This window comes from Bradyrhizobium sp. UFLA05-153, from assembly GCF_054185185.1.
The window spans coordinates 1-21,483 of record NZ_JBBIAM010000149.1 but is presented as its reverse complement, the minus strand read 5'-3'; the positions used below and the strand labels follow the sequence as shown (position 1 = coordinate 21,483).

The 21,483-nt window shown below is 59.6% G+C and carries 20 protein-coding genes and 1 pseudogene; 12 read left to right on the top strand and 9 right to left on the bottom strand.

The features are described 5' to 3' along the window. Window positions 1-100: 100 nt before the first annotated feature. The gene (locus Q2941_RS44905) at window positions 101-1,327 is read right to left on the bottom strand and encodes an ABC transporter substrate-binding protein (RefSeq protein WP_027527504.1); all 1,227 of its coding nucleotides are present in this window, start codon (window positions 1,325-1,327) and stop codon (window positions 101-103) included. Window positions 1,328-1,687: 360 nt separating this feature from the next. Between Q2941_RS44905 and Q2941_RS44900 the strand changes: the two genes are divergently transcribed. The 5 genes from Q2941_RS44900 to Q2941_RS44880 all read left to right on the top strand — a co-directional run bounded on the left by Q2941_RS44900 (window position 1,688) and on the right by Q2941_RS44880 (window position 7,515). Next, window positions 1,688-2,125, top strand: coding sequence for a CBS domain-containing protein (locus Q2941_RS44900; protein ID WP_254107360.1), 438 nt, complete (start codon window positions 1,688-1,690; stop codon window positions 2,123-2,125). A gap of 585 nt (window positions 2,126-2,710) precedes the next feature. Beyond that, window positions 2,711-4,717, top strand: coding sequence for an acetate--CoA ligase (gene acs, locus Q2941_RS44895; protein WP_458196601.1), 2,007 nt, complete (start codon window positions 2,711-2,713; stop codon window positions 4,715-4,717). A gap of 58 nt (window positions 4,718-4,775) precedes the next feature. Next, on the top strand, window positions 4,776-5,033 hold the full coding sequence (locus tag Q2941_RS44890) for a hypothetical protein (RefSeq protein WP_156944821.1): 258 nt from the start codon (window positions 4,776-4,778) through the stop codon (window positions 5,031-5,033). Between the two features lie 168 nt (window positions 5,034-5,201). Further along, window positions 5,202-7,289: a carbon starvation CstA family protein gene (locus Q2941_RS44885; protein WP_458196600.1), complete on the top strand. Its 2,088-nt coding sequence runs from the start codon at window positions 5,202-5,204 to the stop codon at window positions 7,287-7,289. Then, the gene (locus Q2941_RS44880) at window positions 7,282-7,515 is read left to right on the top strand and encodes a YbdD/YjiX family protein (RefSeq protein ID WP_051390181.1); all 234 of its coding nucleotides are present in this window, start codon (window positions 7,282-7,284) and stop codon (window positions 7,513-7,515) included. The genes Q2941_RS44885 and Q2941_RS44880 overlap by 8 nt, the downstream gene beginning before the upstream one ends. A 350-nt stretch (window positions 7,516-7,865) precedes the next feature. Here the strand turns inward: Q2941_RS44880 and Q2941_RS44875 are convergent, their stop codons facing one another. Next, complete coding sequence (locus Q2941_RS44875) at window positions 7,866-8,060, bottom strand: hypothetical protein (RefSeq protein ID WP_458196599.1); 195 nt, start codon at window positions 8,058-8,060, stop codon at window positions 7,866-7,868. Window positions 8,061-8,228: 168 nt separating this feature from the next. Here Q2941_RS44875 and Q2941_RS44870 point away from each other — a divergent pair, with 168 nt between their 5' ends. Further along, entirely contained in the window at window positions 8,229-8,375 is a 147-nt protein-coding gene (locus tag Q2941_RS44870) for a hypothetical protein (protein WP_458196598.1), read from the top strand. A 127-nt stretch (window positions 8,376-8,502) separates the two neighbouring features. On the opposite strand, the gene Q2941_RS44865 is transcribed toward Q2941_RS44870, so the two are convergent. Together Q2941_RS44865 and Q2941_RS44860 are read right to left on the bottom strand one after the other, a co-directional pair. Further along, the gene (locus Q2941_RS44865) at window positions 8,503-8,745 is read right to left on the bottom strand and encodes a hypothetical protein (RefSeq protein WP_458196597.1); all 243 of its coding nucleotides are present in this window, start codon (window positions 8,743-8,745) and stop codon (window positions 8,503-8,505) included. 483 nt (window positions 8,746-9,228) lie between these two features. After that, on the bottom strand, window positions 9,229-9,471 hold the full coding sequence (locus tag Q2941_RS44860; RefSeq protein WP_027527511.1) for a hypothetical protein: 243 nt from the start codon (window positions 9,469-9,471) through the stop codon (window positions 9,229-9,231). A gap of 97 nt (window positions 9,472-9,568) precedes the next feature. On the opposite strand from Q2941_RS44860, the gene Q2941_RS44855 reads away from it, so the two are divergent. Next, window positions 9,569-9,823 carry a protein-L-isoaspartate O-methyltransferase family protein gene (locus Q2941_RS44855; RefSeq protein ID WP_458196596.1) on the top strand — a complete coding sequence of 85 codons (255 nt, stop codon included), beginning with the start codon at window positions 9,569-9,571 and terminating at the stop codon, window positions 9,821-9,823. Between the two features lie 434 nt (window positions 9,824-10,257). Further along, window positions 10,258-11,811, top strand: a complete 1,554-nt coding sequence (locus Q2941_RS44850; protein ID WP_458196595.1) for a PAS domain-containing sensor histidine kinase — start codon at window positions 10,258-10,260, stop codon at window positions 11,809-11,811. 151 nt (window positions 11,812-11,962) lie between these two features. On the opposite strand, the gene Q2941_RS44845 is transcribed toward Q2941_RS44850, so the two are convergent. The 3 genes from Q2941_RS44845 to Q2941_RS44835 form a co-directional block, all read right to left on the bottom strand. Further along, on the bottom strand, window positions 11,963-12,817 hold the full coding sequence (locus Q2941_RS44845) for a carbohydrate ABC transporter permease (protein ID WP_035664785.1): 855 nt from the start codon (window positions 12,815-12,817) through the stop codon (window positions 11,963-11,965). 32 nt (window positions 12,818-12,849) lie between these two features. Continuing rightward, window positions 12,850-13,587: a carbohydrate ABC transporter permease gene (locus Q2941_RS44840; RefSeq protein WP_458196594.1), complete on the bottom strand. Its 738-nt coding sequence runs from the start codon at window positions 13,585-13,587 to the stop codon at window positions 12,850-12,852. 288 nt (window positions 13,588-13,875) lie between these two features. After that, window positions 13,876-15,519 carry an ABC transporter substrate-binding protein gene (locus Q2941_RS44835; RefSeq protein WP_084801851.1) on the bottom strand — a complete coding sequence of 548 codons (1,644 nt, stop codon included), beginning with the start codon at window positions 15,517-15,519 and terminating at the stop codon, window positions 13,876-13,878. A 353-nt stretch (window positions 15,520-15,872) separates the two neighbouring features. Between Q2941_RS44835 and Q2941_RS44830 the strand changes: the two genes are divergently transcribed. The 3 genes from Q2941_RS44830 to Q2941_RS44820 all read left to right on the top strand — a co-directional run bounded on the left by Q2941_RS44830 (window position 15,873) and on the right by Q2941_RS44820 (window position 19,093). Then, window positions 15,873-16,979 (top strand): ABC transporter ATP-binding protein, encoded by a 1,107-nt coding sequence (locus tag Q2941_RS44830; protein ID WP_027527514.1) that lies wholly within the window; start codon window positions 15,873-15,875, stop codon window positions 16,977-16,979. Window positions 16,980-17,161: 182 nt separating this feature from the next. Further along, entirely contained in the window at window positions 17,162-18,070 is a 909-nt protein-coding gene (locus tag Q2941_RS44825; RefSeq protein ID WP_458196593.1) for a hypothetical protein, read from the top strand. Next, window positions 18,071-19,093, top strand: a complete 1,023-nt coding sequence (locus Q2941_RS44820; protein WP_458196592.1) for a carbohydrate kinase family protein — start codon at window positions 18,071-18,073, stop codon at window positions 19,091-19,093. A gap of 9 nt (window positions 19,094-19,102) precedes the next feature. Here the strand turns inward: Q2941_RS44820 and Q2941_RS44815 are convergent, their stop codons facing one another. Then, window positions 19,103-20,665, bottom strand: coding sequence for an FGGY-family carbohydrate kinase (locus Q2941_RS44815; protein WP_051390185.1), 1,563 nt, complete (start codon window positions 20,663-20,665; stop codon window positions 19,103-19,105). 160 nt (window positions 20,666-20,825) lie between these two features. Here Q2941_RS44815 and Q2941_RS44810 point away from each other — a divergent pair, with 160 nt between their 5' ends. After that, window positions 20,826-21,317, top strand: coding sequence for a hypothetical protein (locus Q2941_RS44810; RefSeq protein WP_254107342.1), 492 nt, complete (start codon window positions 20,826-20,828; stop codon window positions 21,315-21,317). A 28-nt stretch (window positions 21,318-21,345) separates the two neighbouring features. Here the strand turns inward: Q2941_RS44810 and Q2941_RS44805 are convergent. Then, window positions 21,346-21,483, bottom strand: a pseudogene (locus Q2941_RS44805) (IS5/IS1182 family transposase); the annotation flags it as partial.

Here is a 21,483-nt window from a genome sequence, read left to right as displayed (position 1 = left end):
GAGCCCGGTGCGTTAGCAGCGCTCGCCGGGATCTGGGTGGGGGGCGAGGAGCAATCCTCGTCCCTACCACGACCCTCGCGGGTCCGACCCATGGCGACGGTTATTGCGTCCCGATTTCCCCGGAGATCACAGGTCCGAACAGTTCACCGTGTTCACCGTTGAACCGCGACATCTGCATCTGCTCGACTGGGAAATAGTCGGTCGGGCTTGTATTGATCTTGATGCCCGGCAACAACAAACCAAGTTCAAAATCCTTGAGGTTGGCGGCCTGTCTCATCACGTTCTCGCGGGTGAGTTCGTCGCCGCATTGCTTGAGCACTTGAACGATGGTCTGCGCTGTCAGGTAGCCATAGACACTGAAAGTGCTGGTCTTGTCTCCCTCGGGAAAATACTTGTCCATGAATGAAGCCCACTCCTTGATCGCGGGATCGTCCTTCCAGGTTGGATCAGTGGGGTCCTTGAGATAATTGGTCGACAGAATGCCCTTGGCGTTTTCAAGTCCAGCGGGCCGCAGCACGGAGCCCACCGAGTTCGAGATGCTCGCGAGGAGCTGAACCGGCTTCCACCCGATCTCAGCTGCCTTTCTGATCGCCTGTGCGGCGAACTTCGGGGAGGTCTCATTAAAAAAGATGTCGGCGCGCGAGGTTTTGAGCGTAACAACCTGCGAGTCGACAGTTGGCTCCGAAGGATCGTAGGGGAGTTCTGCTACGATCATGCGCTTTGCGGCCTCGGCACCAAGGCCATCTTTGAGGCCTTTGACGTAGTCGCGACCCGAGTCGTCGTTCTGGTAGAGAATTCCGATCTTGCCCTGCGGTATGTTCTGCAGGATGTATTTTGCATAGATCCGCCCCTCGGTCTGATAGGTCGGCTGCCAGCCCATAGTCCATGGAAAGCTCTTCCAATCGCCAAACTGGGTGGCGCCCGTAGCAACGAAGAGCTGTGGCACCTTCTTTTGATTCATGTATTGCCGAATGGCATTGTTGGTGGGTGTACCGAGACTCTGGAAGATGAGCAGCACTTCATCGCTCTCTACCAGTTTGCGTGCTTGCTCCACAGTCTTGGGCGGGCTGAACGCATCGTCGTAAGAAATAAAGTTGATCCTTCTTCCGTTGATGCCGCCCTCGTCGTTGATTTTCTTGAAAAAAGCCGCCTCCGTCCGGCCTATCAGCGCGTAGGCCGACAACGGACCGCTGTAGGGCATGATGTTGCCGATTTTGATTTCGTTGTCGCTGGCGCCGGGGTCGTATTTCTTCTCCGCCGCTACTGGCTCCGTGCCAACACAAAGGACAAGCAGAATTGCCAGTAGAATCCCTCGCGTCTGGGACATGTTGGCCTCCCTGTGTGTCGTCGGCTGCTTGCCGATCATAAGGCAGTCTAAGGTTTGCGCCGCGAACTTGTCTAGCTAGACCGACTTCCGTTCTTGGCCCTTCGCGTCATTTCGCGAGCGCGTAACAATCAGGTGCTTTCAGGTAAAAGCGGACAACAAACAGCAGGCAGGGCCGGCTGGCTCAGTCGAGAATGACCCTTTGCAGAAGTCGGGCTACCAGAAGTACCGCGCACAACGCCGCATTGGTGTGCGGCGGCGCGGTTCGCTTTCCATCCTGAGGGGCCGTCCATGAGGAGCCCAATTTGATCTCTGTCAAAATGGCAAGTGGATTTTATGCTATGCGAGTTCTTTGGTGCCGTCATGACGACAGTCCGCCATATCTTGGAAGAGAAGGGTCATCGGGTCTGGTCTCTCCATCCCAGCGATAAAGTCTACGACGCAATTAAGATGATGGCCGACAAGGACGTTGGCTCGCTGGTCGTGTTGGACGGCAGCAAAATAGCCGGCATCGTCACCGAGCGGCACTACGCACGCAACGTCTTCTTGAAGGGGCGCGCGTCGCCACAGACGCGAGTCGACGAAATCATGGAACGCAACGTCGTGTGCGTTGCGCCCGACCAATCAATCGAAGACTGCATGGCGCTCATGACTACAAAGCGCGTCCGCCATCTGCCGGTGATTGAACATGGCGAGCTTCTTGGGATCGTTTCGATCGGTGATCTGGTCAAGAGTATTATCAGCGACCGGGAATTTGTGATCGAGCAGTTGGAGCACTATATCCGCGGCAGCGGCCGATGATTCTAAGCTGAATTGATCCATTCCGCCGATCCAGTCGAATCCTCCGGTGGAGAGCGATCGCCGTCGGCTTCGGATTTTGCGTCGCGGCTCAGTAAGGGTGCCTCACATTGGCGGTGCGCTGCATAGCTGCGCCGCGCTCAATTCGGGCTTTGCGGACGCTGCATTGCAACAGGCGCCGTCTTTAGGGAAAGCCTCGTCAAACCGAATGAAATGATTTAAACTTTCCATGAAACGCCTACTTGGGCGTCTGGCGTTGAATTGCGCTCCCGTCGCGGTATGGGGAGTGCCCGATGATCAAGTTTCTGCAACACGTGCGTGGTTGGACATTCGGTCCGGACACCGTTGGTGTAGTGACTGTCGTTATCAACGACGCGTGGCAGTTCCCAAAAACTTACAAGGCCGATAGTTCTCCGCCTCACGCGATGAAGCCGCGCGCGAGATCCTTGCTGGACACATTGTTGAGACGGCCTCGCTCTATGAGTGCCATTAGCGTCCGTCTGCGCGAGAGCGCCACTTGGCCCGTGTGATTTCGAGGCTACGCGATAGCTTGGGAGACAGCGTATGTCAGATAGAACAACAGCAGAAGTGTCAGAAGCCGAGATCGCGGTCCACTGGCAGGAAGAGAACTACGTCAACCCGCCAGAGAGATTTGTCGCGCAGGCCAACCTGACAGACAAAACGGTCTTTGATCGCTTCAGTCTCGACAACGTCCCGGAGTGCTTCAAAGAGTACGCCGATCTTCTTGACTGGTACCGGCCCTGGGACGTCGCACTTGATACGAGCAATCCGCCGTTCTGGCGATGGTTTGTCGGCGGCAGGATCAACGCCAGTTACAACTGCGTCGATCGCCATCTCACCAAGTACAAGAACAAGACGGCGATCCACTTCGTCCCTGAGCTAGAGCACGAAGCGATCCAGCACATCACCTACCAGGAGCTCTATGTTCGCATAAACGAGGTCGCTGCATTGTTGCGCGAAGGCTGCGGTCTAGAGAGTGGCGACCGGGTGACGTTGCACATGCCCATGGTGCCAGAGCTTCCGATCACGATGCTCGCCTGCGCCAGGCTCGGGGTCATTCACTCGCAAGTCTTTAGCGGCTTCAGCGGGAAGGCCACGGCAGATCGCATCGTCGATTCCGAAAGTCGTGTGCTGATCACAATGGACGCCTATTACCGTGGCGGCCAACTTCTCGATCACAAGGAGAAAGCCGACGTCGCAGTCAGCGAGGCAGAGAAGGAAGGCGTCAAGGTCGAGAAGGTGCTCGTGTGGCAGAGATACCCAGGGCGATATTCAAGCAAAACGCCGCTGGTCGGGGGCCGCGATTTCGTCATGAACGAGATGTTGTCGGCCTATCGACAGCGCCGGGTCGACGCTGTGGAAATGCGTGCGGAAGATCCGCTGTTCCTGATGTACACCAGCGGCACAACCGGGAGGCCGAAGGGATGTCAGCACAGCACCGGTGGATATCTGTCCTACGTCGCGGGAACGTCGAAATACATTCAGGACATCCATCCGGAGGATGTCTACTGGTGCATGGCCGATATCGGCTGGATCACGGGCCACTCCTACATCGTCTATGGGCCACTGGCGCTCGCCGCCTCATCGGTGGTGTACGAGGGGCTTCCGACCTATCCCGACGCGGGGCGTCCGTGGCGCATCGCCGAAGAACTCGACGTCAACATCTTTCACACCTCACCGACAGCGATACGCGCGCTTCGGCGCGCCGGGCCGGACGAGCCGCTAAAGTACAATCACCACTTTAAGCATATGACCACTGTGGGCGAGCCCATCGAACCGGCCGTGTGGAAGTGGTACCACGAGGTCGTTGGCAAGGGCGAGGCGGTCATCGTCGACACCTGGTGGCAAACGGAGAACGGCGGTTTTCTGTGCAGCACGGTACCGGCTCTCTACCCGATGAAGCCGGGAAGCGCAGGGCCGGGCGTGCCCGGCATTCATCCGATCATCTATGACGAGGCAGGCACCGAGATTCCACCGCGCTCTGGCCGTGCCGGAAACATCTGCATCCAGAACCCCTGGCCGGGCTCATTTCAGACGATTTGGAAAGACCCCGATCGCTTCGTCCAACAGTACTACGCGCGCTACTGCAAGGACCGAACGAGCCGCAACTGGCGCGATTGGCCGTACATGGCCGGCGACGGCGCGCTGCAGGCGGCCGATGGGTATTATCGCATCCTGGGTCGAATCGACGACGTCATCAACGTGGCCGGGCATCGGCTTGGGACCAAGGAGATCGAGTCCGCCAGCCTGCTTGTTGAGGAGATCGCCGAGGCGGCAGTGGTTCCTGCCAGGGACGAAATCAAAGGCAAGGTCCCTGATCTCTACGTATCGCTAAAGCCTGGACTCGCCCCCGGCGAGGACATCCGCAAGCGAGTGGAAGACTCCGTGATCCGTGAGATAGGGGCGATAGCTCGTCCGCGCCGTGTCGTGATTGTCCCTGATATGCCAAAGACCCGTTCCGGGAAGATCATGCGCCGCGTTCTCGGAGCGATTTCGAACAACGAGGATGCCGGCGACATCTCGACGTTGGCCAATCCCGAGATCGTTGATGAGATTCGAAAGATGAAACCCTAGTCCGCGGTCTTCGCGGCCTGTCCCGCGAAACGCGTCGGACGGAACACGGGAGGAGCCCATGGCAACAAATGAAGTCGTGGAGTGCATCCGGCCGTTGCTGGCAAGGTTCTCCGAGAATGAAGAAACCGTCCGCCGGTTAGTGGCGATGGACGAAAGCTTCGATGCGCTTTGTCACCAGTACCGCCACGTCATCGACCTCCTTGAGAGCTGCAAGGCGGACGTTGGTCACGAGGCGGAGGTTGAGCAGTTCGAGCAGCGCCGGGCTCGGCTGGAAGAACAACTGCTAACGCGCATTGAAGGATATCAGCCGCAGTAGCCGTAATCCCACGAAGCGCGGAGCGCGAAGCAGTCGTGGATAGAGAGAGCTGAGTGCTCGCCGAGCTATCGGGGCGCAGGCACCTTTCAGCAAAGGGAGCCTGCAGCGCAAAGAAGAAGTGAAAAGCACCAAACTCTTGTTTGGGCTCCTGTAGTGCGGAGGACATCCATGAGTACATTCAACAACACAAGTGCGCCGCAGATGAAGCTTTTATGGATCGCGGTTGCTCTTCTGGGTGCCGTGGCATTTGCGATCGTGGCGCTCAATCGTGGTGAAGCGGTCAACGCCGCGTGGTTGGTCGTCGCCGCGACTTGCATCTATCTTATCGCCTATCGGTTTTATGGGTTGTTCGTCGCCAACCGCGCGCTCGGGGTCGACGGTATGCGGCAGACGCCTGCCGCTCGCCACAATGACGGTCTCGATTACGTCCCGACCAATCAGTACGTGCTCTACGGCCATCATTTCGCGGCGATCGCCGGCGCGGGTCCACTGGTTGGTCCAGTGCTTGCCGCGCAAATGGGCTATCTGCCGGGCACGCTCTGGATCCTCGCCGGCGCGGTGTTTGGCGGTGCGGTCCAGGACATGACCGTGCTGTTTCTATCGACGCGGCGCGATGGTCGTTCGCTCGGCGACATCGTGCGCGCCGAGATGGGACCGGTGGCTGGCACCATCGCCGGTGTCGGCATTCTCCTGATCTGCGTCATCGTACTTGCGGTCCTCGCTCTCGTTGTCGATAAGGCTCTGATCGGCAGTCCGTGGGGAACTTTCGCGGTGTTCTGCTCGATTCCGATCGCGCTTCTGATGGGGGTCTACAGTCGGTTTATCCGCCCGGGCAGGGTCGGCGAAATGTCGCTACTCGGCTGCGTATTGCTTCTCGCGGCGCTGATCTATGGCAAGACCGTGTCCGAGACGCCTTCGCTCGCCGCGTATTTCGATCTGAGCGGGGAGACCCTCGCGCTGATCATCATCGGATACGGCTTCGTCGCATCCGTGCTGCCGGTCTGGCTGCTTCTGGCTCCGCGCGATTACCTTTCGACATTCCTTAAGATCGGCACCATCGCGCTGCTCGCCATTGGCATCATCATCGTTCGTCCCGATCTCCAGATGCCGGCCGTCACCAAGTTCATCGACGGCAGCGGACCAGTTTGGGCTGGCAGCCTGTTCCCGTTCCTGTTCATTACCATCGCCTGCGGCGCAGTTTCAGGATGGCATTCACTCATTTCGTCGGGGACGACGCCGAAGATGATCGAGAACGAAACACAGATCGCATTCATCGGCTACGGCGCAATGCTGATGGAATCCTTCGTCGCCATAATGGCTATGATCGGCGCCAGTATCATCCATCCAGGCGTCTATTTTGCGATGAACAGTTCAGCGGGACTGATCGGCACTACGGCCGAGCAAGCGGCACAGGTAATCTCGGCATGGGGGTTCACGGTAACCCCGGATGATATCACCCAGGTGGCAAAGGACGTCGGAGAGACCTCGATCATGTCGCGCACCGGCGGCGCACCAACGCTCGCCGTCGGCATGGCCCAAATCCTGTCGTCGTTCCTTGGCGGCCGTACCCTGATGGGCATCTGGTACCACTTCGCAATTCTCTTCGAGGCCCTGTTCATCCTCACGACAGTCGATGCCGGAACGCGCGTGCTCCGGTTCATGATTCAGGATCTCATCGGCAACGTTGTTCCAGCCTTCAAGGAGACTTCGTCCTGGACCAACAATATTATCGGTTCGGCGCTTTCCTGCGCACTCTGGGGCTACTTTCTCTACGTTGGAGTGATCGATCCATTGGGGGGTATCTGGACGCTATGGCCTCTGTTCGGGACCGCCAACCAGATGCTGGCGGCAATCGCGTTGACGGTGTGCACCGTCGTCCTATTCAAGATGAAACGCGAGCGGTTTGCGTGGGTCACGATTGTGCCCGCCACGTGGCTCGTGGTCTGCACGACTACCGCGGGGCTCGAGAAGGTGCTCAGCCCCGATCCAAATGTGGGGTTCATCGGCCACGCACTCAAATACGGCGATGCGATCGCAGCGGGTCAGTTGTTGGCACCTGCAAAGACGCTTGGCGAGATGAGCCGGATCGTCTTCAACGACTACATCGATGCAACGCTTGCAGCTGTGTTCGTGCTGGTGGTCGTTGCGACAGTAATCTATGGCCTGATCAATATCCGGCGAGCGCTGGGCAATCCGCAGCCGACCGCATCGGAGATTGGGCTCGCTGGAGTAACCGCGGGAGGTGGCCATGCCTGACCTGCACGACTTGTTCGACCAATCCGCCAGCGCGGTCCGGGCCGCCCGTTATTGGAGCACGCGCACTGCGCGTCTGATGATCGGCGTTCCCGATTACGAGACATACGTCGCGCATCGGCAGGCGAAGCATCCGGACCAGCCAATCATGACGTATGTGGAGTTCTTCCGCGAACGCCAGCAGGCGCGCTATGCCGTCGGGAAAGGTCGCTTTAGAGGCTGCTGCTGAAAGCCAATCCTGGCTCTGCAGCTGACTGCAAGCGGCCAGATAGCTGAGGGCCCAAACGCGCAGGCCAAAGGTGAAGACTAGTGTGATGATCAATAGCTTTAGGGACGGCCAGAAACCTTGATTAGCTAGCAGTTCTAAAATCGGCATCTCGCGCAGTTCCTTTGTGTTCATCACATAAAAGTAGGGCGCGACGAATCCCGCCACTGCAAAAGCCGCCGCCAAGTTGTTCAGAAACGTCGCATTGAGTTTCTGCCGCTCGTTTCTTGCCGCTTTTCCCATAGTGTCCCCCGTTGCCACATCGGTTAGAATCGCTTCGACGTGATCAGTTGAGCCGCTATTTACCCCTCTGCTTACGCCGCTTGGCTGGTTTCGGGTTGAAGCGCCCTCCAGATGGTGCCGACGCCACAGCCATATTCCTCGGCAAGCTCGGGGATCGTCTTCCCGGCAGCATAGAACTCGGCGATCTTGCGCTTATGGCCGTCATCAAGACGCTCCGGACGCCCAAACTTCTTGCCCTGGCGCTTGGCCCGCTCGAGAACTGACAAGGCCGAGGCTGAGCTCACTACGGAAGGGCTCGATCGTGTCGTCCGTGGCAAGGGCAAGGCTACTCACCAAACGCACATCGCCTCTCCGGGCCGAATGAAACTTGTGATACGGCGTTAGCCCGGTTTGGATCTAATTCCTGTGTCACCTTCAAACCCAAGGAGTTCGACATGGCTAACCGCCAGCAGAGAGGGAATCGGGAGGCCAAGAAGCCTAAAAAAGAAGATCAAGGTAATTGCCGCCGCGCTAAGCCAAAAGGCCTCGGCATGGCAGCCGACCTTGGCTTCCGGCAAAAAGAAATAGCTAGCGTCGTCTGATGCCTTGTCCGGAAGGCCGCCTGGTCTCGTCCGCACCAGCGGCGCTGCCGTGCGGACTGTACACGATAGCTGTTGCAACAGGTTGGTCGCCCCAGCTCCTAGACGCACCGCCGCGGGGCCGGCGGCCTTACTTCGAGGCTTTGGTGATTTTGTGCTCCAAGTGGCCGGTCTCATGATCACGGCGGAGCTGGCTCAACGATGTCTCGTTCAGCTTAAGTAGAACCTCGCTGAGCTTCTCGGTGTCAGGAAAGCCAGCCGCGAAACTCTGGCCGTACACATTGCGCAACGTGCGAATGAGGGTGTTTCCGTGTTTGGCGCTGATTTGTTCGTCCGTGTTGCGGTGGCGATTGTCGAGAGTTGCCTTGCTCATGCTGCCCTCCATTGTGCCCGCGCCGACAGCATCCACCTGCCGAGACCAAATCGCAACAACGCGTGCTCGGGAAGTGGTAGCGGGCGATTGGCTCAAGGCGTGCTTGCTTAACTCGTCCCGCCTCCGTCAAATGCGACCACGGACACCTAAAGCATATTTCTCGACGTATTAGGTCAACCTCACTGACGCACTGCTAAGCTCGTTAGACCACCAGTCGCGCAGCCGCAGCGTCCGCTTTTGCTTTCACGACGCTGGGCCAGAGGGCAATCGGATGCATTGCATCACGGTATGGTCCACGCTAGAGCAGCTGCGACTTTTAGAGGTAGACACATGTCATATGCCTATAAGCTGAATGAAGACGTTCGCCACCAGCCCCAAGGTCCACAAGGACGTGCCGCAACTGATCCACCAATGATTTACACCATCGTTCAACTTATGCCCATCGAGGCAGACGGACGTCTTAGATACCGCATCAAGTGCAAGTCAGAGAATATCGAGCGAGTCGTTACGGAAGATCAGCTTTCGTATTCTCAGTAATTTAGCGCGCTTGCTGACGGTAGGAGTCTGGTCGTTCTGAATGATCGAGAAAATATCCTGAGGGCGCCTCGCGAGAAGCCGCTCAAAACGTGCGAGATCATGAAACGCGCCAATGTCGTGAATGAAGAAGTTTGCCAAGCCCTCTTGTTGAAAATTCGAGACTGAGGCTTGGTGAAGTTCGATATCCACAAAGGGCGATGGCTCATCGGATGATTCGTGAAATCGCGGCGACCGTCCAGCGTCGATCCCAGAAGACTCACTGTGGCGGTTAGGAACACCCTCAGATTTGAAGGATCGAGCGTCTCGCAGCACCTGGCCGGAATGCGGTCCTTTTGACGCGATCGTCGTGACCGCAGCGCTCGGCGAGGTGCCGCCGTCACTGATTGAGCTGCTCAAAGTGGGGGGCCGACTGGTGATGCCGGTGGGCTCAGCTTACACGACCCAGACCCTCACTGTGGTCGAAAAGACTGGCCCCGGCGAGACGGCCAAGCGCGCCGTCGGCCTTGTGCGCTTTGTACCCTTTACGCGTTCAAAAGATTGAAAGCCAATCAACGTTCAGTTCTGGAGCACGCGCTTGTGGGCCAGATGACCAAAGCCTTGCGGGAATGCACTTTGGAGAGCAGCAGCTTTTGGCGCGCGGCGGACATTGGTCGAGCGCCTGCTGCACAAGAAGAACGGGTCCGCCTCACGCGCAGACGATGGAAACAGGGTTCAGCTCGCGTTGTTTGCCGCCTGCCGGGCCGACTCGTCACCTCAATATGGCGGTATATGGCGGTCGAGAAGTCCTCGTATACATAAGTATAGTCGTCACAAGACATAATTCCTGATCAATCATTGGCCACCGTGAGGCCGGGTTCGACCCCCGTGCACCGTCAACGATCGCTGGCGCTTGCCGCTCCGGGCCGGGGGACAACCGCGCTACCCGGCGCGAGAAACAAGTCGATTTGATCCATCGCTCTTCAGCAAGAGTCGATTATGCAACATCCGGTTCAAGTGCCGTCGGCCGGGGTGGATTTAAATGAGCGCAAGCACCCCGAGGAGGCGCTACGTGAGAGCGAGGAGCGCTTTCGCACCTTGGTGCAATTCTCGTTCGATGTGTACTGGGAAACCGACGCGCATCATCGCTTCATTCGCCAGGAGTTCGCTGAGACGCTTTCCCAGCCGCCGGTCGCCGAGATTGGCAGGACGCGGTGGGAAGTGTCTTATCTGGAGCCTGATGCAGAGGGCTGGCGCAAGCACCGGGAGACGCTGGATGCCCACCTTCCGTTCCGTGATTTCGAGCACGCGCGGCCGACTCCCGATGGCGGCAAGCGCTACACGTCCGTCTCCGGGCTGCCCGTGTTTGACGAGACGGGGCGCTTCATGGGCTACCGCGGTGTCGGGCGCTACATCACGGAGCGCAAGCGCGCCGAACAGGCGCTGCGCGAGAGCGAGGCCCGTTACCGGACCTTCGTGGACCACGCGACAGACACGTTCATGCTCCATGATGAAGACGGTCGTGTTCTCGACGTGAACCGAAATGCTTGCGAAAGCCTGGGCTACAGCCGGGACGAACTGATTGGGGCTGTTCCGTTCTTCTTCAATCTGGATATGGATGAAGCGAGCTGGCGGGTCAACCGCGAGCGCCTCAAGGCCGGCGGCATCGCTACGCTTGAGAGCCGCTATCGCCGAACGGACGGCACCGTGTTTCCCGTTGAAGTCCGCATGCGAGAATTCTGTGAAGGCGGCCAGCGACAGATCATTTGTCTGAGCCGTGACATCACCGAGCGTAAAAGAGCCGCCGAGACCTTCCGGGAGATGCAGGCGGAACTGACACACGCCAATCGCGCGGCGGCCATGGGACAGGTCACGGCTTCGGTGACACACGAATTGAGCCAACCCATTACCGCGATGCTCTGTAACGCCGAGGCCGCACTGAACTGGCTAGGATCGCAAGCTCCGAATCTCGAAAAAGCGCGGCGGGCGCTGGCATCCATTGTCGCGGATGCCAAGCGGGGCGGCGAGATCATCGGCTGGATCCGTTCCCTCATCAAGAAGACGCCGGCGCCGAAAGGGAGCCTCGATGTCAACGGTGTCATCCTGGACGTGATCACGATAGTCCGGAGCGAACTGATTAAACACGGTGTCTTGCTCCAGACCGACCTCGCGCCGGGCTTGCCGCTCGTGGAGGGCTATCGCGTCCAGCTGCAACAGGTTGTTCTCAATCTGATCCTCAACGCGATCGAGGCAATGAACGGCCACGAGGAGGGGGGACGGGAGCTGCGGATCAGCACGGCCGCAGATGCCTCAAATGTCGTTGTTGTCACCGTGCGAGACAACGGTCCTGGACTCGACGCGGCAATGGTCGACCGCTTGTTCGAGCCCTTCTACACCACCAAGCCGGAGGGGATCGGCATGGGCCTGTCTATCTGCCATTCGATCATCGAAGCGCATGGAGGAGGGCTTTGGGCCGGCGCGAACGAGCCACGGGGCGCGGTGTTTCAGTTCAATCTTCCCGCGGGACAGGGTGATCCACGTCGCATGTCTTGACGGGGGGCTCCGCCGACCGGCGCCGACAGCCTCAAATGTATCCTCGGCCACGTGGGAAGCCCGCTGTTGGGCGCAAAGCGGACTCTTGAAAAATGATCGACCGTTAATGGGCCATCTGATCCAAGTCAGCGCCCAGTACTGTCAATCCAGCTCAGCCTTTGACAGCGCCGAAAGAAAGACCGCGCGCGAGATAGCGTTGCACAAAGAAATAGAGGATCACCGGTGGAACGATTCCGATCAGCGTATTGACTGCCGCTATGTTGAAATCGACGCCCCGGGTCGAACGCGAGGCAAGCACCAGCGCCGAGAAGGTCGTCGCGCTTTGAGACGTGAGCGCCGACGCAAAAAGCGCTTCGTTCCATGTGAAGGCAAAAACCAGCACGGCGGTAACGATAAGGCCGTCCACGGAAAGTGGCAGCGAGATTTTCCAGAATATCTGCCAGGGCGTGGCGCCTTCGACCTTTGCCGCGTCCTCGATCTCGGTGCTGACGTCGCGGAATATGTCACGCATGATGACGACGGCGAAGGCGAGATTGAAGGCGGAATAGCAGAGGATCAGCCCGATCCACGTATCTACCAGCCTGAGAGAGACCATGAGCAGGTAGAACGGTACGAGCACCACAGCGGGCGGCAGCACGCGCTGCGAGAGGAACCATAGTGCAATGTCGCCCGACCGAATCGGAAACTGAAAGCGGGCAAGCGCATAGGCGGCCGGTACGCCGAGGATCAGGGCAAAGACGGTAGTGCCGACGCTAACAACGACACTGCTGATGAAGGCATTGATTGCCTGCGGGTCGGAAAGGACATTGCGCCAGGAATCGAGTGTCGGCTCAAAATTGAGGAAAGGAATGAAGGCATGGGGCTCGAAGGTTGCGGTGCTCGTTTTGATTGAGTTGATAGAAGCCCACAGGAAGGGCAGCAGCGTGATTACGGCCGCAAGCGCCAGAAGCGTATAGACGACCACCTTGGAAATCAGGCTTGCCCTGAGCCACAGAATTTTGGTCATGCTCTTGCCCTCCGTGGGAAACTCATTGCCTTTCAGCCTAGCCGCTTGCGCATTTGTTTGAAGAACACAGTGATGAGTGCCGCCACCATGATGAGGAAGATGATGCCCATCGCCGAGCCTTGGCCGAAGTTGAAAAACTGGACTGTGGTCAGATAGTCCATCGCACTGAAGACCTCCGTGCTCGTGCCCGGACCGCCCGTGGTCAGCGCATAGGGGATCGCGAACACCTTCAGGCCTTCGATGATCCGAAGCAGGATGGCGATCGTCGTCACCGGCCATGCAAGCGGGATCCCGAGTCGCCACATGACCTGCCAATGATTCCGGGCATCGAGGATCGCGGCATCATAGAGATCGCTCGAAATGCTGCTCAGCCCCGCCAGCACGATGATGAACACGAAGGATGTCCAGCGCCAGATATCGAGCAGTATAGCCGCGGCAATTCCGCCGGATGGCGTCGAAAGCCAGGGTACTTCGATGCCCGCGAGTTCCAGCACGGCCGTGACCAGTCCCCCCTGGGAACTGAAAAGCGTCACGCCGAGATAGCCGATGGCCACCTCCATCGTGAAGAGAGGCATGCCAATGATGGTACGAAAGCCGCGCGCCCAGGGCGCACCGAGATTGACCAGCCATGCTGCAATAAAGCCTAGGACAACTTCGACCGGCACCGAGACCGCTACGTAAATGGCGGTGACCATGATGCTATGCCAGAAGCGGTCAGAGGCGAGCACGTCGGCATAGTTCTGCAAGCCGATATAGCCGGTGATCCCCATCCCGAGCACATAATTCGCGAAGCTGTAGCGGATGACGAATATGAGCGGCGCGAACGTGAACGCGACGACCCACAGCACTGCAGGGAGGAGAAGAACATATTTGAAGACCGCGCCGTACTCGGCCGGCCTTCCGTGCATCGCTTTCATCGAATGCCCCAGTCGCCGAACGTAGCCCGCGCTCTCCGGTGCGCAAAGGATCAGCGGCGCGCCGCGTTTCCGGGTCGGCGCGAGCGGCGCCGCGAAATCTGACTCCTCACGGTAGCCGGCAGCGGCTTCCGACGGTATCTATCACGCGAACGAGGCCTGGTAGAGCGCCTTCTGCTTTTCGCGTCCGTAGCGCTCCGTAATCTTCTCCCAGGCAGCAGCAGTAGCATCGAGTGCCGCCTTCGGCTGCATCTGGCCACCCAGGACCGCCGAGATGTTGACATCGAGCTCGTGCCAATATTCGGCTGTTCCCGGAATGCGCAGATATTCCTCCTGCACCGGCGCGCTCAGGACCGAATAGTAGCCCTTCAGATATTCGACGACGTCATCGGGATCCCAGTTCTGCGCCTTGAACTCGTCCAGACTCGCGGTACCAACAGGTGGCAGATACTCGAACTTCATGCCCGGCTGCACGCCGGTCCAGCCGTTTGCGGAATTGAAGAAGGCATTCTTCTTGTTGGCCATAAAGGCCAGGAAATCGTAGGTCGCCTCGCGCTTCTTGGAATTGCGGGAGATGACGCAATGCCAGGAGCCGCCATTGGAGTTGCCGACCTGGTTGAACTCGTATTTTTTCCATTGACCGGTGATCGGGTTGAAGGCCTCGGTCGTGCCGGGGATACCGGCCGCACCTACCTTGCCTTTCACCTTCGATGTCTTGGGATCCTGGGCAAGCGTCGGCAGGTCACCCCAGGTCGGCTCCATCGCCGAATGACCGGCGAGGAAAAGATTCCAACCCTGCCCAAGTGTCCAGCTTATCTCTTCACGCGGACCGGCGCCGGCAAGCTTGATGTAATCCTCTAGCGCCCTGAGGTGCCCTTCCGAATTGATGAGGGGCTTCATGTTCTGCGGATTGAAGAAATAATACTTGTTGTCAGGCGAGATGACATATGGTGCCGACAGGGACAGGAAATGAAAAAATCCCTGCTCGTTTACCTTGGCGTGTAGCGCCAGGCCCCAGTCATTGCCGCCATCCTTGTTCCAGTCCCAGCCGGTGAAGAATTCGGCGGCGTCGTGCAACTCCTTCATCGTCTTGGGCGGACTCGGTAGCTCATAACCGTACTTGGCCTTGAACTTTTCGTTGTTCTGGCCGTCGGCGAAAATATCCTTGCGGAAGTACAGCGCCTGCGCGTCCCCATCGAAGAGCACGCCGTAGAGCTTGCCGTTCCATTCATAGAGCTTGCGCATGGACGGCAGCCACTGGTCGGGATCCCAATATGGATAACGCGGATCGGCCAGGAAGCTGTCGATCTCGATGATATACGGTGTCTCAGGTACGAAGAAGTCGCCATAGAACCACGCGCCGGTCATATAGGTGTCATAGCGGCCAAGGCCGCTCGCAAGATCCGAGAAAATCTGCTGGTGAAGCGTCTCGATCGGCACTTCAGCGACATTTACCTTGCCGCCGGTTTCCTCCTCCCAGTGCGGCACGTGATATTTCAGGCCGTCGCCTACCGTCGCTTTGAGCACCATCACATTGATGGTCGTCCCTTTGAAGGGCTTGGTTTTGAGGAAATCGATACGCTCCTTCGTGATCGGCGACTCATATGGCACCTCGGGCGCCGACTCCACCAGGTTCGCCGCCCGCGCCGGGGCTGTCAGCCTTGTCAGCACCGCAAGCGAAAGGCCAAGCTGCAATCCACCCAGGACGAACTCGCGTCGGCCGATTTTTCCTTTCAAATACCCATGAACTAGATGTTCAAGCTTCTCGACGTCTCCTCCACTCGGCATTTTCTCCTCCTCTTGCCATTGCGGGCGTCAAACATGCGATCCGAGGCGCGGACGCGGGTCTTATGCTGCTGGCAAAAAAAAATGAAGACTTGGCCAAGACCTCCGATCCGCGATCAACGCAAAGGGTCAGGCGGTCGTAAGCGAGACGACCGGAGCGCAACCTTCGGCATTCAATTTAGTCCCGGCATCCCGGAGGGGTCAACACGGGAAAGTGGCGCAGTAACGAGGCTTTCCTTGCGCGGGAGAGCGTCATGGACAGTCGCGGCGGCTATGTGTATCAAATCGTCTCAACAGCCGGTTCTAATGTGCTCCCGCGGCCTCCGACCGCCCTGCAGAAAGGCACACGGGGAACAATGGCAAGGGTGGAGCTCAGACGCGTATCGAAGCGCTTCGGCGACATCTCCGCGGTGGAGGATTTCTCGCTCGGCACCTCGGATGGTGAGTTTATCGTCCTTGTCGGGCCTTCCGGATGCGGAAAGACGTCCACCATGCGCATGATCGCCGGCCTCGAAGCCGTCAGCGAGGGGCATATCCTGTTCGATGATAGGGACGTTACCGATCAGCTTCCGCGCGATCGGGACGTCGCCATGGTCTTCCAGAATTACGCGCTTTTCCCGCATCTCAACGTCTTCTCCAACCTCGCTTTCGGACTGCAGCTTCGCAAGGTGCCGAAAACGGAGATCGAGACCCGAGTGAAGGATGTCTCGCGCCTGCTCGGCATCCAGGAGCTTCTCGAACGTCGTCCCAGGGAACTTTCCGGCGGGCAGCGCCAGCGCGTGGCACTCGGTCGCGCCATCATGCGCGAGCCGAGGGTATTCCTGATGGATGAACCGCTCTCGAATCTGGATGCGGCCCTGCGCATGGAGATGCGCGCCGAAATCATCAAGTTGCAGGAGCGTCTCGGCATCACGACCTTCTATGTCACCCATGATCAGGTCGAAGCATTGAGCATGGGTGATCGGATCGTTGTGATGCGCGGCGGCAAGCTGCAGCAGGTCGGAACGCCGATGGAGCTCTACGAGCAGCCGGCAAATTCTTACGTGGCTGGCTTCATCGGCAGTCCGCCCATGAATTTCCTCGAGGCGGTCGCAAACGGCAACGGGATAACGCTCACAACGCTGAGTGCGACGGTTGAGCTTGCCGGTCGGCTATTCGCTGCAACGCAGCGATCAAGCGCCCGCGACCTCCTGCTGGGCATACGACCAGAACACGTCTCGCTTTCCGACCGCCCGGCCAGCGACGGAGTCTATAATCTGGACGCAACCGTCGATACCGTCGAGCCGCTCGGCCACACCATTCTGGTGAGAACGCGGCTGCCCTCGCAGCAGGTTCTCAACGTGCTCGTGACCGGAAAGATCTCCTGGCGCGAAGGCGACAAGGTGTACCTGGTCATGCGCCCGGAGCACATGTACCTGTTCGACAGGCCTGCCGACCGGCTCCTGTGTGGTCTTCCCGGCTGAGCGATAGAAGTCTACGGATCCGCCGCTTCCACTCACAACGCTCAACACAATCAAACCGACAAAGAAGGAGAAAGCGATCCATGCCCGTGACTGAGAAGACACTGGACCGCAAGCTCGCCCAGATCCGTGCGGGGCAATATGTGCCGTCCGATTTCATCATCGCGGATGCTAAGGACGGTGATATGGGCTTCGGCGCGGGTGCGCCGGGGCCGGTCTATGATCAAGACAATCAGCCGACGGACCGCATGTGCACCCTTGCCGACTACCGTGCCGGCATGCGCGACATGGTCAGATCGGGTCTCGTCGACATCATGCTGACTTCCGTTTCATCGGCGGAGGCGCTGCGCGCGAATGGCACCTATGCCGATACCCCTGTTACGCCAGCCGTGCGGCTGAATGACACCACCGACATCTGGAGCCTGCGCGGCGGCGCATACAGAACGCTGCAAGCCCGGCCCTTTCGTACGGCCCGGCTCAAGCACGCGCGCACTGTCGCAGATCTCGGGCTTTATTCCGTCACCTTCTATAACGACATCGACCGAGACGTTGCCACCCTCGAAGCTTATGCCGTCTTTCGGGAGGAGGCAGAAGCGGTCGGAATGCGGCATTTCCTTGAAGTCTTCAATCCCACCTTCGCAATCGACACGGGCGGCGTCGATCTCGGCTTCTACGTGAACGATGCGATCGCTCGCGCTCTTGCCGGCGTTGCTTTGGCCGAACGGCCTCTCTTCCTGAAAATGAGCTATAACGGACCGAGCGCTATGGAAGAACTCGCCTCCTTCGACCCGCAGAACCTCGTCGTCGGCATTCTCGGCGGTGCGGCAGGGACCACGCGCGACACGATGGAGCTGGTCGCACAGGCAGAGCGCCACGGCGCGCGGGTCGCGCTCTTCGGACGCAAGATCTGGTATGCCGAATCGCCGACGGAGATCGTGCGCCTGATGCGCCGGGTCATCGAGCGCGAGGCCTCGCCGAGCGAGGCGGTGCGGCTCTATCACGATGTCCTCGCAAAAGCCGGCATTCGCGCAAGGCGACCACTCGATCAGGACAACGAAGTCACCGATCCCATCCTCAAAGCCGGAGCATGCTGAGTGGCGGCGCAAAAAGGCGTGGTGACAGCCGGCAGCTGGTGCTGCGACCATAACAAGCTCGTCGACCATTGGCCATCGGAGGACGGCCTTGCCACGATCATTGCCGAGGAGCGGCACGGCGGCGGCTCAGCCTGCAATATGGCCGTCAACCTTAAGAAGTTGGATCCCGATTTCCTCGTTGAAACAATCGGCATCATAGGCGACGACGAGGATGGCCAGCTGCTTCTTGCCGAGGCCGATACCCACGGCATCGAGCGTAGCAGCCTGCGCGTTGTCCCTGTCGGGCGCACGAACTACACTGACGCCTTCGCATCGCGCGCGACGGGGCGACGCACGCACCTCTTCTTTCCCGGTACCAATGATCTGCTGACGCCCGGTCTCTTCGACTTCTCGGGGACCCGGGCTTCCCACCTCCATCTCGGTCTTCCGGGGCTCTACCCCGGCATGGATGCGCCTTTCGCCGCCGAACCGAACGGCTGGGTGGCTGTCCTGAAGAAGGCGCGGGCCGCGGGTCTCCGTACCAACATGGAGCTCGCCTCTGTTGCGCCGGACACGATTGCCCGCCTCGTCCGGCCCTGCTTGCCGCTCCTCGACTTTCTCATCATCAACGATGTGGAGATCGGTGCGCTCGCCGGTATGACAACGGAAAGCGAGGGCAGCACAAACATCGCTGCATGCCGCCACGCGGCGCGCAAAGTGTTGGAGGCGGGAGCCATGGATCTCGTCGTCGTCCACTTCCCCGCTGGCGCAATTGCGCTCACCCGCTCTGGCGACGTACTCGCGAAGCCCTCGTTACGTGTACCGGCCGAGGAGATTGAAGGCGCAAACGGGGCTGGCGATGCCTTTGCCGCAGGCATTCTTTATGCCGTTCTGGAGGGCTGGACGCTTGCCGAAGCGCTGGCGCTCGCCCATGCTGTGGCTGCTGCGTCACTGCGCAGGGTTGGCACGACTGACGGCGTCCTGCACTGGCGGGAGTGCCTGGCGCTTGCCGATCGCTGGGGCTGGCGGGAGGAGATCGGCTGAGAAGGGACCTCAGGCCGTTTCGCGCGCCCTTGCCATCAATTCCGCGATCGCCTCGTTGAAGGGCTTCAGCGCGTTCTGCAGCGGATCGAATACGCGCCGACGAATCTCGGCATAGATAGCTATCCACTCCGGATCCGGCTCAACGACATGTTCGCCCCGTTCGATGCCGGCGAGTGCCGCATCCAGGTCCGGCCAAAGCCCGGCCGCGATGCCACCGAGGAGGGCCGCGCCCATGGCCGTCGCCTCTGGCTGGTCGATGACGACAATCGGAGCGCCGAATACGGCTGCTTTGATCGCAACGAGCAGCGGATTGCGCGAACTGCCGCCGATCAGGCGATACTCGCGCGGACGTCCCACCCCGGGAAGTGCCGCAAGCCCGTCCACCACGCAGCCTACCTGCAGGGCGATCCCCTCGAGTACCGCGCGGTAAACCACGCCGCGGCCGCTGCTCGCGGCAAGCCCGATAAAGGCGCCGCGCGCAGCGATGTCGGGTGCGGGCGGCGGCGCATACGCAAGATGCGGCAGGAAAACGACACCCGCGCTGCCCGGCCGTTCTGCGCGAGCCTCATCGATGAGTATCTCATGGGACACAGCGCCGAGAAGAGCTCGCAGCCACTCCACGGCGCCACCGGAACTGTTCATCGTTCCGCCGAGATAGGAGAGTGGCCGATGTGCGTCCACCGCGCCCTGAACATAGCCTCGTCGCACAATCTCCTGATCCTTCAACGGGCGTTCAGTCAGCATGAGCAGGGCCTCAGCCGTGCCGAGGCTGTCGAGGACCATGCCTGGGCGCGTGAGACCTGCCGCATAGGAGCCGACGAGATGGTCATGACCGCCGACCGCGACGATCGGCTTTCCGGCAAGCCCGGTCCGGTCGAGGATTTCACGACGAACGGGCCCAAGCGGAGAACCACTTGCCTTGAGAGGTGGCAGCAAGGTCGGCTCGATGCCCGCATCCGCGACCAGCCCCTCGGCCCAGCGCCCTCCTTTCAGATCAAGACAGAGTGTGCGCGAGGCAAGCGTGAAGTCGGTCGCCGCCTCGCCCGAAAGGCGGAAGGCGATCCAGTCGGCAATGCAGAGCACCTGCCTTGCACGCTTCAGCGCCTCGGGCCAGCGGTCTTTCATCCACAGGAGCTTGCAGAGCGTCAGCGTCGGATCGATCGGTAGGCCGGTGATCTCAAAGATGCGTTCCTTGCCTATTTGCTCGGCAAGAGCCTTCGCGGCGATCTCGCTGCGGCCATCGAACCAGACAGGCGCAGGCGCGAGCGCGCGACCGCGTTCATCGACCAGCACGCAACTTTCCCCGACGCTCGCCACGGCAAGTCCAGCCACAGGCCGGTCCCGCAGCTGCCGTCCGACCTCCGACAAGCAATCGCACACACTGGCAAAGAGCGCGTCCGGATCATATTCGCCGCTGCGGCCGTCTATCATGTGCGCCGGGGTCGGGCGGTGGGTCGCGACAACCTCGCTGCCGCGCAGATCGAAGGCGATCGCGCGGATCGACTGCGTCCCGACATCGATACCCACGATCAGTGGCGCCGTAGATGTGACCGGCTTTGGCTTCAATGTCATGGCAAGGCCTGGTCGGGTAGGGTGTTGATAAGACTGAACGCTTTCAGCTCGCCTGTCCAGCAACTCCGGGCTCACATAAACGTCTTGAGTCCAGACCGTTGTGTGTACCGAAAACCGCATCCGAGTGTGATACCGCGTTGGAATCGCCTAAGCTGGCGCGATGATCGGGCTGTTCTGCTTCGCTCTGGCCGCCCTGGCCTCGCCATTCAGGTCGAAGTTGCGGCTTGAAGCTGAGAACGCGGTGCTGCGACATCAGTTGATTGTCTTGAGACGCAGGCGGCGTAGTCGCCTTCGGACGAACCTTGATCGCTGGTTCTTTATCGGGCTGTATCGCTGGTTTCCAGCAATCCTGAAGGTTCTCACGATCATCCGGCCTGAGACGCTTGTGCGTTGGCACAGAGCCGGATTTCGCTGCTACTGGCGTTGGAAGTGGCGCCCACGGGGAGAGCGACCGCCAGCCGAGACGGAGCTGCGCGTCTTGATCCGGAGCGTCGAAAATCCGCTTTGGGACGCGCCACGCATACACGGCGAACTGCTCAAGCTCGGGTTTGAGGTCGCGCAGTCGAGCGTCGCCAAGTACATGGTCAAACGCCCGCACTTCTGCTTCCGGCCGATTCCGTTGAAAAAGGCGGCAGTAGTCCTGATGTATTGACGCCAGCGCCGATGGGGCCCAACGGCCGTTATGCGGGTTTGAGGGATTGCGTCGGGATCAGCTTGGCCATCTTGCGAAGGTTCTGGGCAGTGGCTGCGAGGGTGAACTCATCACGAGCACCGTTTGGACCTCGTAAACGTAGACGGTCGAGCTTGAGAATGCGCTT

Excerpts from the sequence above, each read along its gene's own strand:
- Q2941_RS44905 (WP_027527504.1), bottom strand. The coding sequence starts at position 1,327 with ATGTCCCAGACGCGAGGGATTCTACTGGCAATTCTGCTTGTCCTTTGT.
- Q2941_RS44900 (WP_254107360.1), top strand. The coding sequence starts at position 1,688 with ATGACGACAGTCCGCCATATCTTGGAAGAGAAGGGTCATCGGGTCTGG.
- Q2941_RS44890 (WP_156944821.1), top strand. The coding sequence starts at position 4,776 with ATGGCAACAAATGAAGTCGTGGAGTGCATCCGGCCGTTGCTGGCAAGG.
- Q2941_RS44885 (WP_458196600.1), top strand. The coding sequence starts at position 5,202 with ATGAGTACATTCAACAACACAAGTGCGCCGCAGATGAAGCTTTTATGG.
- Q2941_RS44880 (WP_051390181.1), top strand. The coding sequence starts at position 7,282 with ATGCCTGACCTGCACGACTTGTTCGACCAATCCGCCAGCGCGGTCCGG.
- Q2941_RS44870 (WP_458196598.1), top strand. The coding sequence starts at position 8,229 with ATGGCTAACCGCCAGCAGAGAGGGAATCGGGAGGCCAAGAAGCCTAAA.
- Q2941_RS44865 (WP_458196597.1), bottom strand. The coding sequence starts at position 8,745 with ATGAGCAAGGCAACTCTCGACAATCGCCACCGCAACACGGACGAACAA.
- Q2941_RS44850 (WP_458196595.1), top strand. The coding sequence starts at position 10,258 with ATGCAACATCCGGTTCAAGTGCCGTCGGCCGGGGTGGATTTAAATGAG.
- Q2941_RS44845 (WP_035664785.1), bottom strand. The coding sequence starts at position 12,817 with ATGACCAAAATTCTGTGGCTCAGGGCAAGCCTGATTTCCAAGGTGGTC.
- Q2941_RS44840 (WP_458196594.1), bottom strand. The coding sequence starts at position 13,587 with ATGGGGATCACCGGCTATATCGGCTTGCAGAACTATGCCGACGTGCTC.
- Q2941_RS44835 (WP_084801851.1), bottom strand. The coding sequence starts at position 15,519 with ATGCCGAGTGGAGGAGACGTCGAGAAGCTTGAACATCTAGTTCATGGG.
- Q2941_RS44830 (WP_027527514.1), top strand. The coding sequence starts at position 15,873 with ATGGCAAGGGTGGAGCTCAGACGCGTATCGAAGCGCTTCGGCGACATC.
- Q2941_RS44825 (WP_458196593.1), top strand. The coding sequence starts at position 17,162 with ATGGGCTTCGGCGCGGGTGCGCCGGGGCCGGTCTATGATCAAGACAAT.
- Q2941_RS44815 (WP_051390185.1), bottom strand. The coding sequence starts at position 20,665 with ATGACATTGAAGCCAAAGCCGGTCACATCTACGGCGCCACTGATCGTG.
- Q2941_RS44810 (WP_254107342.1), top strand. The coding sequence starts at position 20,826 with ATGATCGGGCTGTTCTGCTTCGCTCTGGCCGCCCTGGCCTCGCCATTC.